Source organism: [Flexibacter] sp. ATCC 35103 (assembly GCF_001975985.1).
In the GTDB taxonomy this organism is placed as follows: Bacteria; Bacteroidota; Bacteroidia; order Flavobacteriales; family Flavobacteriaceae; genus Flavobacterium.
In genome coordinates this window covers 900,570-916,779 of record NZ_MTQF01000001.1, presented here as the reverse complement: position 1 = coordinate 916,779, position 16,210 = coordinate 900,570, and the positions used below count along the sequence as shown (strand labels likewise).

Sequence of the window (16,210 nt, the reverse complement as noted above, 5' to 3'; positions counted from 1 at the left end):
GATCTGCGAGACATTTTTATTTTTTGCCCACAGATTTAACGGATTAAATGGGTTTTCGCTGGTTTTTTTATAAGTAAAATTAATCTCGCAAAGTCGCAAAATCGCAAAGTTTTTATTGTAGAGACGCACAGCAGTGCGTCTTTGCCAGGTATAATTTTGTTATAGAATTGCGAAAAATAATCTGTGTAAACCTGTTTAATCCGTCAAATCCGTGTGCTATTTACATCAGTTTAAGAAATATAAAACGAAGCATTCTCGACATTAATAATATCAATAGGCAACAATATAGTTTCCGGAATATCTTTGCGGAATATAAAATGTTCGACCAAAGTACTCACGCCTAAATAAGCTTGTCTTTTTTGATTTTGATGAATTAAAAAATGTACCAATCCCTGATTCAGGAAGTTGATATTTTTCTCTATTAAATCGTAACCAATAATGGCAATTTTTTTATGTAAAGGAGCTAAAATAGAAGCAATTTGATATGCTTTTGAAGTTGTAATGAAAATTCCCTTAAGGTTAGGATTTTCTTCCAGAAAGGCCGAAAATTTACTTTCAACATTAGGATGTTTTAGTTTTAAAGTAGTCAACGAAAAGTCAGCAATTTTCTTTTCATCAAAATAATTTCTAAAACCTTTTTCTTTTTCCTGCATGTGAACCGCATTTTTTACGCTCTCATCAATATGTATAATCGCAATTTGACCATCGGTTAAAATCAAATTCATTAAACTTGCAGCCACGCGACCGCTTTTATACAAATCCTGGCCCACAAAACTTTTGATAGATTCACCTTCAATCTGGTTATTAAAAGTGTTCACTATTATTTCGAGCTCATCATATTGTTTTACGATTTCAAGAGTTTCTTTATGAAATAAAGGTGCAATTAAAACCGCATCAGGAGATTGCTTAATGATCGTTTCATGTGCACTTAAAAAAGATTTTTTACTTTCAGGATTAAAGTAATGCGTTTCTATAATTACACCATACGCTTTAAACTCAGTTTTAGCTTCCTGAATTCCGTTTACACAAGGCAACCAATACGGATCTATTTCCGGATCCGGAAGCAAAACACAAATTCTGTAAACTTTAGTGTTTTTTAAATTACGGGCAATAAGGTTCGGTTCATAATTAATGACATTCAAAACTTCATTAATTTTATCCAAAGCCGTTGGAGAAACTTTTCCTCTGTTATGCAAAACCCTGTCGACAGTTCCTTTAGAAACTCCCGCCATTTTTGCTATATCCTTAATAGTGTACTTTTTATCCATATAAGCAAATATAGAAACTTTGGTTTAATTATTTAAAAAAAATCTCGCCGGAATTATTAAGTGTGCTCGAGAACATTTATTTAGTGTGTTCGAGCACATTTTTAGTTTTTTTCTTGTTTTATAAAAATATAATCTATAGTTTCGTAGAATCAAAACCAAAAAAACAGCTTAAATCCTTAACTTATTAATATTGTAATTATTTGTATTACATTATTTTATTATAAAAATTATAAGTGAAAAAAATTACTTCATTAGCTCCCGGCCGAACGTGCCTCTTTGGAGATCATCAGGATTATTTAGGATTGCCAGTTATAGCCTGTGCAATTGATAGAAATATAAAACTAACCGCAGAACAAAATAATACTAATACGTTTGTGCTAAACATGATCGATATTGGCGAAATTAGGGTCATTGATATCGATGCTACTTTCGATACATTGCAACCACGTGATTATTTTGCCTCTTCCTTACGCGTTTTGCGACGATACGGTTGTGTGCCCAATGTAGGTTACACGATTACCATTACAGGAGATATTCCGATTAATTCGGGAACATCAAGTTCATCAGCTTTATTGATGGCCTGGATTCGTTTTTTGGTGGATGCTTTTGGGATCGATCACGAAGTTAGGCCGGAATTTATCGCAAAAGTAGGATATGAATCTGAGGTTTTAGAACATGGAGAACCAGGCGGAATGATGGATCATTTTAGTATTGGAGTAGGGAATGTAGTATACATTAATACAAAAGAACCTTTTTCGTTTAAAGTAATAAGATCCGATTTAAAAGGTTTGATAACAGGAGTTTCGGGTGTTCCAAAAGAAACCATTGGGCTAATTGGCGAAATAAAAGGAAATGCCTTAATGTCGATTGGTATTGTAAAACAAAATTTCCCTGATTTCGATCTTAATACTTCTGAAATTGAAGATATAGACCGTTACCGAAATTGTTTGCCGGATCGACTGATTCCGTTTTTTGAAGCCGCGCTGAAAAATTACCATTATACCAAAGAAGCTTTAAAAGAATTTGAAAAACCAGTTTTAGATCTCAAAAAAATAGGAGCATTAATGAATCAGCATCACGAAGTTCTGCGCGATTTATTAAAAATAACCGTGCCCAGAATCGATGATATGATTAATGCAGCTTTGCGGGCGGGAGCTTACGGAGCAAAAATTGTAGGTTCAGGTGGTGGCGGAAGTATTGTAGTCATGGCCAATCCTGAAAACGAAGATGCCGTAATCGAAGCTATTTTAAAAGCAGGCGCAGAAGAAGCTTATGCCGTTGCGGTAGATCCGGGCGTGAGAATTATAGAAAATATTGAAATTTAAAAAATAAATATGCACAACAATTTAGTTATTCTGGCAGGCGGCGCATCATCCCGTATGAAAAAAGAAGCCGTTCTTGATACTTTATCACCAGAAGAAATCGCTCAGGCAAACGAAAGAAGCAAAGGTTTAATTGGTGTTGGCGCAAGCGGAAGACCCTTATTAGATTATCTTTTATTGAATGCTAAAAAAGCAGGATATAAAAATATCTACATTATTATAGGAGAACAAGGCGAGTTGTTTAAAGAGTTTTACGGAAACCAAAATGTAAATAATGACTTTCACGGACTTAATATTTCCTTTGCCGTGCAATATATTCCCGAAGGAAGAGTAAAACCTTTTGGTACTGCCGATGCTTTGTTTCAGGCTGTTGAACAATTCCCGGAGTTGAATTCTCAACAATATTCAGTTTGTAATAGTGACAATTTATATTCGGCGAAAGCCTTATTAGCACTTAGAGAAACCAGTAGTCCAAATGCTTTTATTGCGTATGATCGTGATGCATTAGAATTTCCGTCAGAAAGAATTTCGCGTTTTGCCATTGCCAAATTAGATCAAAACAATCAGTTATTGGATATTTTAGAAAAACCTTCGGCTGATGTTTTAGAGGATTATAAAGATGTTGAAGGAAAAATAAGAGTAAGTATGAATGCTTTTAAATTTAACGGAAGTACATTATATACCCATCTTAAAAATTGTCCTGTTCATCCTGAAAGAGACGAAAAAGAATTGCCAACTGTACTTTTAAATTCAGTAAAAGAGAATCCTAATACAACTTTAGGAATTCCGTTTTCAGAGCACGTTCCGGACTTAACTGCTAAAGAAGACATTGCTGATGTCAAAGCATATTTAAAGCAGTATTACCCTGTTTTAGACTGGGAAGCCTAAAAAAAAATTAACAAAAAATTGATATCTAATTTACGGATAAGTACAACTTATTAAACTACTTTTGTTTAAAATTGCAAAAAAAATGCATTAAATTGTATTTAAATTGCAATATATTTGCAAAAGCGGTGGTGTTATTTTAGATGGATAAAGCAACTAATCAACTAACAATCAACCGATAAAATTATGTCAAACATTGAGACTGCAATACATATAGAAAAGAGGAGTTCGATCATTCCGATGATTATTCTGACCGCATTATTTTTTATATTGGGATTTGTAACCTGGTTAAACGGACCTTTAATTCCATTTTTTGAATTAGCGTGCGAGTTGTCTTCTTCTCAAGCCTATTTTGTAACTTTTGCTTTTTATATTGCATATTTTGTAATGGCAATTCCGTCATCCTGGGTCATCGAAAAAGTAGGTTATAAAAACGGAATCTCATTAGGATTACTGATCATTGCTGCGGGTGCATTTATGTTTTATCCCGCTGCCGAAAGCCGAACTTTTTTATTGTTTTTAATTGCATTGTTTGTAATGGGAACCGGTTTGGCAATTTTACAAACAGCATCAAATCCGTATGTAGTCGTAATTGGCCCGAGAGAAAGTGCTGCGGCCAGAATTAGTGTTTTAGGAATCGCGAATAAACTAGCCGGATTTGTGGCGCCATTGATATTGACAGCTTTGGTTTTGTCTAATATGCAGGAGTTTACAGCAGATAAGATCGCAATGTTAGATTCGGTTTCAAAATCAAATGCTTTAAATTCCCTTGCATTGCAATTGCAAAGGCCTTACCTTTATATGGGATTGATTATTATGGTTTTGGCACTTTTCGTAAAGCTGTCGCCACTTCCTGAAATTGATTTGGATGAAGAAGGAAATGTGACACATTTGAGTGTTTTTAAACAAATGAGAAACGCATTCAGACGCCCTCAATTGGTTTTAGGAGTCATTACTTTAATGCTGTATTTGTCTGCCGAAGTTTTAGCCGGAGATTCTATTGGAGCATTCGGAAAAAAATTAGGAGTATACGGAACAGAAGGGAATTTTTATTTAAAATTAACTTCTTTCACTATGTCAGCAATGGTTGTGGGTTATGTATTAGGAATCACATTAATACCTAAATATCTTTCGCAGGTAACCGCTTTAAAAGCATCGGGAGTTTTAGGAGTAATTTTGGTTTTGGCAATCGTTTTAATTTCGCCAAAAATAATGTTTCAGCTGCCTGGAATTCCAAATTTACCTGTTGTGATACTTTTAGTAGCCTTATTAGGTTTGGCAAATGCACTTTGCTGGCCGGCAATCTGGCCAATGGCGTTAGAAGATTTAGGAGGTTATACTAAAATTGGAAGTGCAATTTTGATCATGGGTATTATAGGAGGAGCAATTTTTCCTTTGTTTTACGGATTGATCACAGAAAATATAAACGCATCAAATATAGCAAACGGAACGGTTGAAGTTTCGAAAAGCGGCAATCAGATTGCTTATTTAATGTTGTTGCCATCTTATATAATGATTCTTTTTTATGCGATAAAAGGTCATAAATATCGAAGTTGGAAAATGTAACGAGAGGAATTAAAAAAAACTATATCATGTTAAAAAGTAAAATAGACAAAGCGACAGGATTCGAGAAACGATTTGAAAACATCAATACGATTGTTTTCGAAAACTCCGGCGATGCATCAAAAGCAGTAGCTCAGGAAATTGCAGCTTTAATTCAATCCAAGCAAAAAGAAGGTAAACCTTGTATTTTAGGACTTGCAACAGGTTCTTCTCCAAAAGGATTATATGCTGAGTTGGTTCGTTTGCATAAAGAAGAAGGCTTGAGTTTTAAAAACGTAATCAGTTTTAATTTGGATGAATATTATCCAATGGAGCCAAACTCAATCAACAGTTATGTTCGTTTTATGAAAGAATTGTTGTTTGATCACGTTGATATTTTACCTGAAAATGCTCATGTTCCAGACGGACTTTTAACAAAAGAACAAATCGCAGATTATTGCCACGAATACGAAGCTAAAATTGAAGCTTTGGGCGGAATCGATCTTCAGATTCTTGGAATTGGAGGAAACGGGCATATAGGTTTTAATGAATCGGGTTCGCTACAAAACTCAAAAACACGTTTAGTAGCTTTAGATCATATTACAAGAGTTGCGGCAAGTAAAGATTTCTTCGGGTTAAGTAATACGCCAAGAACAGCAATCACACTTGGAGTAAAAAAAATCATGGAAGCTAAGAGAGTAATCTTATTGGCTTGGGGAGAAGGAAAAGCAAATGTGGTAAAAAGATCTGTAGAAGATGAAGTTACGAATAGAGTACCAGCTTCATTTTTGCAGGAGCACAACAATGCTGTTTTTATTTTAGATAAAGAAGCATCTTCTAAACTTACCAGAATCAACAAACCTTGGTTGGTAGAAAAAGTAGAATGGACAGATAAACTGACTCGTAAAGCGGTTTTAGGATTGGCGCTTCAGCTTAAAAAACCAATTTTAATGCTTACAGATGCAGATTATATCGAACACGGAATGAGCGATTTATTAGCTGATTCTGGTCCTGCGTACGACATCAATATTAAGATTTTCAATAAATTACAAAATACAATCACGGGTTGGCCAGGTGGAAAACCAAATGCAGACGATTCAAACCGTCCTGAAAGAGCAGAACCGGCCAGAAAACGTGTATTAATTTTTAGTCCGCATCCTGATGATGATATTATTAGTATGGGAGGAACTTTCATGCGTTTGCAAGAGCAGGGACATGAAGTGCACGTAGCGTACCAAACTTCTGGAAATATCGCTGTAGCGGATGATGAAGCATTGCGTTTTGCAAGATTCGTAATTGATTACAATGAAAAATTCGGAATCAAAAGCGCTGAGGCAGACAATATTTACCAAAAAGCACAAACCTTTTTAGAGAATAAAAAGAACAGTGAAATTGATATTCCTGAAGTTCGTTACATTAAAGGTTTAATCAGAAAAGGGGAGGCGAGAGCAACAAGTCATTTTGTTGGTTTAACTGACGATCAGATTCATTTTATGGAATTGCCTTTCTACGAAACCGGAACAATTGAGAAAAAACCAATTGGACAAGAAGATATTCAGTTGACAATGGATTTAATCGAAAAAATTAAACCACATCAAATATATGCAGCAGGAGATTTAGCGGATCCACACGGAACGCACAAAGTTTGTCTTGATGCTATTTTCGAAGCTGTAAAAGCGCTTAAACCAAAATCGTTTATGGATGATTGCTGGTTATGGTTGTACCGCGGAGCTTGGCAAGAGTGGGGAATTGACGAAGTCGAAATGGCTGTACCAATGAGCCCTGATCAGGTTTTAGCAAAACGTCACGGAATCTTCAAACATCAATCGCAAAAAGATGGTGTTGTTTTTCAGGGAACAGATGCCAGAGAATTTTGGCAAAGAGCCGAAGACAGAAATGCCGAAACTGCTGCTTTGTACCAGGAATTAGGTTTAGCAACTTACGCAGCGATGGAAGCTTTCGTGAGATGGCATTATTAAGTCACAGTTTTTAGTCTCAGTAAACAGTTGCTTTGTAAACAGAAAACTGCGACTGCGACTGAAAACAGTGACTGCGACTGAAAACTATTTTAAAAGCTGTGGCAAAAGAATAAAAATAATAATAGCTTTGCATTCAATAGAAGCAAGAAAGAAAGAATGACTCTATATTCTTTCTTCTTGCTTCTTTTTTCTTCACAACATGGAACCAGACAAAAAACTTCTCATAAAATTAGCCCACACCAAAATGCCTTTCGGAAAATACGAAGGACGATTTTTAATTGATCTTCCAGAATATTATGTCGTTTGGTATCATAACAAAGGATTCCCAAATGGTGAATTAGGACAACAACTGGCACTTGTTTATGAATTAAAATTAAATGGGTTAGAAGAGTTGATCCGAAATATTAAAAAGCAGTATCCTAAGCCTTTAAAATAAAATAGTAAGAAAAATCTTTTGTTGTTTCGTTTTTTTTATTTAAGTTTGATATATAAAAATATTACAATTTTTAAAAACTAATTGATACCACAGAATTCAAGACTGAGTTTTTTAATGTGTACAAGTCAATATTTTGAAATTATAATATTTGCTAAATAAAAAATATTATAATTTTTAAAAACAAATTGGCACCACTGAATTCAAGACTGAATTTTTAAAAGTGTACAAGTCGATGTTTTAAAATTATAATATTTTTTTTATGTCAAAACGTACTTCAAACCTTTGAAATAATAAGAAATCCCTTTTGATTTATTTGTTAATAACTTTGATAAATTCTCAGCTGTTCACATAAGTGTTTTTCTATTTTTGTAAAAATTAACATAAATAACTATATGGAAAACAATTTACAACCCTCAAACGCAGGTCAGGGAATGGGTATTGCGGCTTTAGTATTAGGAATCGTTGCTGCAATTGCAGCATTTATACCTTGTTTTGGTTTGATCGCAGTATTTTTTGGGGTTCTGGCAATAATTTTTGGAGCAATTGGTTTATCACAGGCAAAAAGAGAAAATGCTCCTACCACAATGCCAAAAGCAGGTTTGATCTTAGGGATCGTAGCAACCGCTTTTGTTATTATATGGGTATTGGTTGTAGTAGGATCAATAGGTTCAGCTGTATTATCTCATAAAGACGAAATAACCAATGCTATAGATTCAGCAACTGCAGAGTCAGCTAAAGTACAAGATTCTTTAAACGCTGTAGAAGTAGCAAATGATACTATTACTGTAAAGGTTGAAGAAACGAAATAAATCTCTTTTGTGGAAATAAAATCCTCTTACGAAATTGATTCTTATAAAAAGATAAACATGATTTTTACCGTAATAATCATGTTTATCTTTTTTTATTGCTTTATAATGCCATTCCTAAATTTTGGTTTTCCTTCTTCTTGCGAAGGAATGCCTTTGGCTTATTGTAAAAGTCGCGGTCTGACACGGGCTTTTTCTCAAATATTAAGACTTAAATTTAAAGAAGCAATTGCTTTTAATTCCTATAGTATAAAAATATTTTTATTTTTTCTGGTGCAATTAATAGCTCGTTTCTCTATAAATAAATTGCTCAAACCCTCTAATTTAAAGAAAGTATTAACTTTAGATATAATTCTGAGTACACTCTTCTTTATTTTTTCATTTTATAATCTTGTATTTATTTGAAAAAATAAAGGCATTGTTTAAAAAGAATATCCAATTAAAGTTAAAAGTATCGATTACGGAAAGATGTAATTGTTCTATTTAAAAATTTGCAAATTATCTCATTCTCTATTTGATAAATTGTCTAATTAAATTTGTACTTTTGCCAAGTTTTTTACACAACTACAATACAAACAACAACAGAATGAATCAAACAAAATATATTTTTGTTACAGGCGGTGTGACTTCTTCATTAGGAAAAGGAATTATCGCCGCATCTTTAGCAAAATTGTTACAAGGAAGAGGATATCGTACAACTATTCAAAAATTCGATCCGTATATAAATGTGGATCCGGGTACGTTGAATCCATATGAGCACGGAGAATGTTATGTAACAGATGATGGTGCTGAAACAGATTTAGATTTAGGTCATTACGAACGTTTTCTAAATGTTCCTACTTCTCAGGCAAATAACGTTACAACAGGAAGAGTTTATCTTTCGGTTATTGAAAAAGAAAGAAGAGGAGAGTTTTTAGGAAAAACAGTTCAGGTTGTTCCTCATATTACAAACGAAATCAAAGACAGAATGCAATTGTTGGGTAAATCCGGCGATTATGATATTGTAATTACTGAAATTGGCGGAACAGTTGGTGATATTGAGTCGTTACCTTATATAGAGTCTGTTCGTCAGTTGGTTTGGGAGTTGGGAGAAAATAACGGAATTGTTATTCATTTAACTTTAGTTCCTTATTTGGCTGCTGCTGGTGAGTTAAAAACAAAACCTACACAACACTCTGTAAAAACATTGATGGAAAGCGGTATCAAAGCTGATATTTTGGTTTGCAGAACAGAGCATGAACTTTCTGATGAATTGCGTAATAAATTGGCGTTGTTTTGCAACGTAAAAAGAGAAGCTGTAATTCAGTCTATTGATGCTTCAACAATATATGAAGTTCCAAATTTAATGCTTGAAGAAGGATTAGATGTTGTGGCTTTAAAGAAATTAGATTTACCTAAAAAAGCAGCTCCGGATTTAAAAAACTGGAATACTTTTTTACGCAGGTTAAAAAATCCAAAACATACCGTAAATATTGGTTTGATTGGTAAATATGTAGAAATGCAGGATTGTTACAAATCTATTTTAGAGGCGTTTATTCATGCAGGAGCTTCAAACGAAACTAAAGTAAATGTAATTTCGATACATTCAGAACACATTAATAGTGATAATGTTGCTGAAAAATTAGGACCTCTTGACGGAGTTTTAGTAGCGCCTGGTTTTGGAGAAAGAGGTATTGAAGGAAAAATTGAAGCAGTTCGTTTTGCACGTGAAAACAATATTCCGTTCTTCGGAATTTGTTTAGGAATGCAAATGTCTGTTATCGAATATTCAAGAAATATTTTAGGTTATGCTGATGCGAATTCTACTGAGATGAACGAGAAAACTCCTCATCCGGTGGTGAATTTAATGGAAGAACAAAAAACAATTACAGATAAAGGTGGAACAATGCGTCTTGGAGCTTGGAAATGTGATATTAAACCAAACACTTTAGCGCACAAAATATACGGACAAACGACTATTTCAGAGCGTCACCGTCACCGTTATGAGTATAATAATAAATATGCTGATGAACTGCAAAAAGCAGGTTTAAAAGCTTCAGGAGTAAATCCGGATACAGGTTTGGTAGAAATTGTAGAGCTTGAAAACCACCCGTTTTTTATTGGTGTACAATACCATCCTGAATATAAAAGTACAGTAGCAAACCCACATCCAATTTTTGTGAATTTTGTGGCTGCTGCAGTGAATGCGCATAAAAAATAATAATTAATATTCTAAAAGATGTAACTTTTGAGTCAAACTCATAACTAATATCTTTAACGAATAACTTTTTTTAAATTATAATGGAAGAAAAAAAATTTGATCTTAATTCAATCATTGGTTTTGTATTGATATTTGGAATTTTGATTTGGATTATGTACCAAAATCAACCTTCTGACAAGGAGATTGCTGCTGAAAAAGCCAAGAAAGAATTAGTTGCCAAACAAGAAGCGCAAGCTAAAACTGATAAAACTAAAACAGCTGTTTTACCAGTTGCTGCAACAACTCCAGGCGACACGGTTCAATTAGCGCAATTGCAAAAAACATTAGGAGGTTTTGCTTATTCAGCTACGCTTCCTTCTGCTAAAGAAGGTTTTACAACTCTTGAAAACGAAAAAATGATACTAAAAATCGCCAACAAAGGTGGTTATATAGTAGAAACTACGTTGAAAGAATTTAAAAAGTTTGAAAAAAATTCAGGACAATTAGTAGAATTGATTAAAGACAATAATTCTAATTTAAATATTCAATTACAAACAACTGATAACAGGACTTTAAACTCTAAAGATTTATATTTTGAGCCTACGTTGACTAAAAATGGTGCTGACCAGATTTTGACAATGCGTTTAAAAGCCGGAGCTAATGAATTTTTGGAATATAAATATATATTAAAATCAAATGATTATTTAGTTGGTTTTGATATTCGTTCTCAAGGTTTGAATAAAGTTTTAAATTCTGCTAAACCATTAGATTTACAATGGGATTTAAAAAGTTACAGAAACGAGAAAAGTGTTTCTATTGAAAAAAGATATGCTCAGCTTGAATACGAATATGGAGATGAAAAATACAGTTCAGTAAGTCTTGGTGTAGGAAAAGAAGATACTCCTGAAAAAGTGAGTTATATCGCTTTTAAACAACACTTTTTTACTGCAATTTTAGCTACAGATAAAGCATTCGAAAAATCTAAATTGCAATCTGATGATTTAGTTAAAGATGAAAAAATAGATACGACTTATATCAAGCAATTTAGAGCAACAGTTCCTTTGGCTTTTACAAATGGAGAAGTTGATTATAAAATGAGCTGGTATTTTGGGCCATCTGATTATAAAATTTTAAAATCATATGATAAAAACTTCGAAAAAATTATTCCATTAGGTTGGGGAATTTTCGGATGGATCAATAAATGGATTTTTATTCCATTATTTGGATTCTTAAGCTCTTATATTGCTTACGGAATTGCGATTATCATTTTTACTATTATCATCAAATTGGCAATGTCGCCAATTACATACAAGTCTTTCTTGTCTCAGGCAAAAATGAAAGTTTTACGTCCGGAGATTACAGAGTTGGGAGAAAAATTCAAAAAAGACCCAATGAAGAAACAACAGGAAACAATGAAGCTGTACAACAAAGCAGGAGTAAACCCAATGGCAGGATGTATTCCGGCATTGATTCAGCTTCCGTTTATGTATGCATCATTCCAGTTCTTCCCGTCAGCTTTTGAGTTAAGACAAAAAAGCTTCCTTTGGGCAGACGATTTATCATCATTTGATGCTGTTGTAAAATTACCATTCCACATTCCGTTATATGGAGATCATATCAGTTTGTTTCCAATTTTGGCAGCAATTGCAATTTTCTTCTATATGAAAATGACTTCCGGAGATCAGCAAATGGCTGCGCCTCAGCAAGAAGGTATGCCGGATATGGCAAAAATGATGAAAATCATGATCTATGTTTCGCCATTGATGATGTTAATTTTCTTTAATAGTTATGGTGCAGGTTTGAGTTTGTATAACTTTATTTCGAACTTAATTACCATTGGAATTATGTTTGTGATTAAAAATTATATTGTTGATACAGATAAGATTCATGCTCAGATTCAAGAGAATAAATTAAAAGAGCCTAAAAAGCAAAGTAAGTTTCAACAACGTCTTCAGGAGGTTATGGAACAACAAGAAGCTGTAAAAAAACAGAATAAAAAATAAAGAACTTATTTATAAAAAAATCTCGATTCATCGGGATTTTTTTATATCTAAAATATAATTTATTAAAGCCATTTTCGTTAAAGCTTAAAATTGAATTACAATGATTTATAAAAAAATAATAATAGGACTGCTTTTTTTAAATGCGATCATAGTATCTGCTCAGGATTTTAATAAAACAGATGCTAACGGAAAAAAAGACGGAGTCTGGAAAGGAACTTATGACGTCTCTAAACGTCCTCGTTACGAAGGAACCTTTAATCACGGAAAAGAAACCGGTGTGTTTAAATTTTTTGATGATACAAAAAAAGGTGATGTTATAGCAACAAGGGATTTTACTGCAAATGACGGAAGTTCCTATACTATTTTTTATGATCAGAATAAAAACAAAGTAAGTGAAGGTAAAGAAATTGGTAAAGCCCGTGAAGGTGAATGGAAGTATTATCATAAAGCTTCGAAAGTAATTATGACGCTTGAAAATTATAAAAATGGAAAACTCGAAGGTTTAAGAACGGTGTATTATCCAAATTCTAAAATTGCCGAAGAAATGAATTACGTAAACGGCTTGAAAGATGGAGTTTATAAAAAATACGGACAAAACGGAATTCTTTTAGAACAGACGACTTATAAAAATAATGAGTACAACGGCGATGCTGTTTTTTATGATGCTGACGGAGTTGTGGCTTCGAAAGGAAAATTTGTAAACGGTAAAAAAGCAAATATGTGGCAGTTCTATCTAAAAGGGAAATTGACCAAAGAAGTAAATATGAGCGATCCAAAAAGCAGTTATCAAGTGGATTCAAAACCTAAAATGAATTAATTATCCGTTTTAAATTAAAATTATTTATTTGCGATAAGTTTTATCTACCACGGTATTATATAAACTAATTAAAACTACCACGATTATCAAAAATAGGACTTATCTTTGCATCCTTGTAAAAATATAAAAAATTTAGGATGAAACGTGTAGTTGTTGGACTTTCCGGTGGAGTAGATTCGAGTGTTGCGGCTTATTTATTGCAACAGCAAGGATACGAAGTTATTGGCCTTTTTATGAAAAACTGGCACGATGATTCGGTTACTATTTCTAACGAATGTCCTTGGTTAGAGGATAGTAACGATGCTTTGTTAGTAGCTGAAAAACTTGGAATACCGTTTCAAACTGTAGATTTAAGCGAAGAATACAAAGAAAAAATCGTTGATTATATGTTCAACGAATATGAGAAAGGGAGAACTCCAAATCCTGACGTACTTTGTAATCGCGAAATCAAATTTGATGTTTTCATGAAAATTGCCTTAAGTCTTGGAGCTGATTATGTGGCAACAGGACATTATTGTCAAAAAAATGAAATCGAAGTTGATGGAAAACCTGTTTATCAATTGATTGCAGGCGCTGATAACAACAAAGATCAATCTTATTTTTTATGTCAGTTATCACAGGATCAATTGGCAAAATCATTATTTCCTATTGGAGCCTTAACAAAACCTGAAGTGCGTGAAATTGCTGCTGAAATGGATTTGGTGACAGCCGAAAAGAAAGATTCACAAGGATTATGCTTTATTGGAAAAGTTCGTTTGCCGGAATTTCTGCAACAAAAATTGCAGCCTAAAGAAGGTAAAATTGTTCAGATCGATAAAAACGATTCAATATATACTGTCGAAAAACCTGCTGGTTTAACCTTAGAAGAAGAATTAAAATCAGAATCTAAAAAACGTGATTATCTTCCAACAATGGGAAAAGTTGTTGGTAAACATCAGGGAGCTCATTATTTTACGGTAGGACAACGAAAAGGACTAAATGTAGGCGGAACAACGGATCCGTTGTTTATTATTGCTACAGACGTTGAAACCAATACTATTTATACAGGATTAACAAGTTTGCATCCTGGTTTATTCAAAAGAGCATTATTTATCGAAAAATCTGAAGTGCACTGGATTCGTACTGATTTAGCTTTAAAAGTTGGAGAAACTATGGAAGTAATGGCGAGAGTTCGTTACCGCCAGCCTTTACAAAAAGCTGTTTTACACCAATTTGAAGACGGAATGTATGTTCAGTTTGATGAACCGCAATCTGCAATAACCGAGGGACAGTTTGCAGCTTGGTATTTCGATAATGAATTAGTTGGTTCGGGAGTAATTTCTTAGCTTTATACTTTTTTACAAAGGTTTTAACCTTAAAAAAAAGTAAACTATGAAGTACTATTTTACATTTCTTTTATTAGTTTTTACTTCTGTGATTTTTTCACAAGAAGATGCATGGGTTTATTTTAAGGATAAACCAAATGCCCAAATCTTTTTTGATACTCCATCAATGATGCTTTCACAGCGTGCTTTAGACCGAAGGGCCAATCAAAATATTGCCTTAGATCTAACGGATGTTCCTGTAGAAGAAACTTACATAAATCTGATTAAGTCAAGTAACGGAATTAGTGTAATGGCACAATCTAAGTGGATGAATGCGCTTCATATTAGAGGAACTCAGGCTAATATTTTGTCACTGACAGCAATGTCGTTTGTTGATAAGGTAGTTTTTGCAAATAAAGCATTGAATATAACTACTAAAATGGTTTCTCCTGAAAAGATATCTCAGGTAAAAGATAAACTTGAAACTACAATTGATTATGCTTATGGATCTTCTTCAAATCAAATCCAAATGCTTAACGGTCAGGTTTTACATCAGCAAAATTATACCGGAAACAATAAAGTAATTGCAGTTTTAGATGCTGGGTTTCCAGGTGTGAATACAGCGTTACCTTTTAAAAAACTTATCGATAATAATCAAATTTTAGGAGGGTATGATTTTGTAAATAGAAATGAAAATTTCTATACAGGTGACAGTCATGGTACATTGGTACTTTCTACAATGGGTGGATATAAAGAAAATGCTTTAGTGGGTACGGCCCCAGATGCATCATATTATTTGTTTATTACAGAATATGCACCTACTGAAAATCCTGTCGAAGAGTCATATTGGGTAGAAGCTGCTGAAAGAGCCGATAATTTGGGAGCAGATATTATTACAACTTCATTAGGGTATTTTGGCTTTGATAATGCTGCTTACAGTCATACGTACAGCGACATGAACGGTACGACAAATTTTATTTCCAGAGGTGCTCAAATTGCTTTTAACAAAGGAATCATTGTCGTGGCTTCGGCAGGAAATGAGGGGAGTACTGCGGAACCACATATTGGCGGACCGGCAGATGCGGTTTCTGTAATTACTGTTGGAGGAGTTACTTCTTCAAAAAATAAATCGTCTTTTAGTTCTATTGGGCCAAGTTATGACGGAAGAATAAAACCGGATGTTATGGCGCAAGGAACTGCTGCTGTTGTATCTGACACTTCAGGAAATATAGTAACTGTGAACGGAACTTCTTTTTCGTGCCCAATAATGGCGGGAATGATTGCTTGTTTGTGGCAGGCTTTTCCGTCGAAAACCAATAAGGAAATCAGGGAAATGATTCTTCAGTCTTCTGATCGATATAGTGCTCCAAATAATAATTATGGTTATGGAATTCCAAATTTTGGATCAACTTTGAGTGTTGAGAATTTCGAATCTTTAACTGCTCCATTTTCTATATTTCCTAATCCGGCACAAACGACAGTTTCATTTTCGTTTAAAAGTAATACGGCCTTAATTGCAATTTACTCAGTTTTAGGACAGAAAATTATTGAAAAACAAATTTCAAATCAAAATCCAACTCTTTCTGTAGAAGCTTTAAAAAGTGGACTCTATTTTTATACTTTTGACGCGGATGATCTGCATAAAACAGGAAAGATAATCAAACAATAA

12 protein-coding genes are annotated in these 16,210 nt (G+C 33.7%); 11 read left to right on the top strand and 1 reads right to left on the bottom strand.

What is annotated here, in order from left to right:
- Window positions 1-230: 230 nt before the first annotated feature.
- Window positions 231-1,268, bottom strand: coding sequence for a LacI family DNA-binding transcriptional regulator (locus tag BXU01_RS03870; RefSeq protein ID WP_083691772.1), 1,038 nt, complete (start codon window positions 1,266-1,268; stop codon window positions 231-233).
- 233 nt (window positions 1,269-1,501) lie between these two features.
- Here BXU01_RS03870 and BXU01_RS03865 point away from each other — a divergent pair, with 233 nt between their 5' ends.
- The 11 genes from BXU01_RS03865 (at window position 1,502) to BXU01_RS03810 (ending at window position 16,210) form a co-directional block, all read left to right on the top strand.
- A complete protein-coding gene (locus BXU01_RS03865; RefSeq protein ID WP_083691771.1) occupies window positions 1,502-2,593 on the top strand; it encodes a mevalonate kinase in 1,092 nt (363 codons plus the stop codon).
- Window positions 2,594-2,602: 9 nt separating this feature from the next.
- On the top strand, window positions 2,603-3,478 hold the full coding sequence (locus tag BXU01_RS03860; protein ID WP_083691770.1) for a sugar phosphate nucleotidyltransferase: 876 nt from the start codon (window positions 2,603-2,605) through the stop codon (window positions 3,476-3,478).
- A 183-nt stretch (window positions 3,479-3,661) separates the two neighbouring features.
- Complete coding sequence (locus BXU01_RS03855; RefSeq protein WP_165689756.1) at window positions 3,662-5,041, top strand: sugar MFS transporter; 1,380 nt, start codon at window positions 3,662-3,664, stop codon at window positions 5,039-5,041.
- Between the two features lie 26 nt (window positions 5,042-5,067).
- On the top strand, window positions 5,068-6,996 hold the full coding sequence (gene nagB, locus BXU01_RS03850; RefSeq protein ID WP_083691878.1) for a glucosamine-6-phosphate deaminase: 1,929 nt from the start codon (window positions 5,068-5,070) through the stop codon (window positions 6,994-6,996).
- 199 nt (window positions 6,997-7,195) lie between these two features.
- The gene (locus BXU01_RS03845; protein ID WP_039117105.1) at window positions 7,196-7,432 is read left to right on the top strand and encodes a DUF3820 family protein; all 237 of its coding nucleotides are present in this window, start codon (window positions 7,196-7,198) and stop codon (window positions 7,430-7,432) included.
- Between the two features lie 392 nt (window positions 7,433-7,824).
- Window positions 7,825-8,241 (top strand): DUF4190 domain-containing protein, encoded by a 417-nt coding sequence (locus BXU01_RS03840; RefSeq protein WP_055098309.1) that lies wholly within the window; start codon window positions 7,825-7,827, stop codon window positions 8,239-8,241.
- 583 nt (window positions 8,242-8,824) lie between these two features.
- Window positions 8,825-10,438, top strand: a complete 1,614-nt coding sequence (locus BXU01_RS03830; protein ID WP_083691767.1) for a CTP synthase — start codon at window positions 8,825-8,827, stop codon at window positions 10,436-10,438.
- An 80-nt stretch (window positions 10,439-10,518) separates the two neighbouring features.
- Entirely contained in the window at window positions 10,519-12,420 is a 1,902-nt protein-coding gene (yidC, locus tag BXU01_RS03825; protein ID WP_083691766.1) for a membrane protein insertase YidC, read from the top strand.
- Window positions 12,421-12,520: 100 nt separating this feature from the next.
- Window positions 12,521-13,237 carry a toxin-antitoxin system YwqK family antitoxin gene (locus BXU01_RS03820; RefSeq protein WP_083691765.1) on the top strand — a complete coding sequence of 239 codons (717 nt, stop codon included), beginning with the start codon at window positions 12,521-12,523 and terminating at the stop codon, window positions 13,235-13,237.
- A 137-nt stretch (window positions 13,238-13,374) separates the two neighbouring features.
- Window positions 13,375-14,562, top strand: coding sequence for a tRNA 2-thiouridine(34) synthase MnmA (gene mnmA, locus BXU01_RS03815; protein ID WP_083691764.1), 1,188 nt, complete (start codon window positions 13,375-13,377; stop codon window positions 14,560-14,562).
- A gap of 46 nt (window positions 14,563-14,608) precedes the next feature.
- Entirely contained in the window at window positions 14,609-16,210 is a 1,602-nt protein-coding gene (locus BXU01_RS03810; RefSeq protein ID WP_083691763.1) for a S8 family serine peptidase, read from the top strand.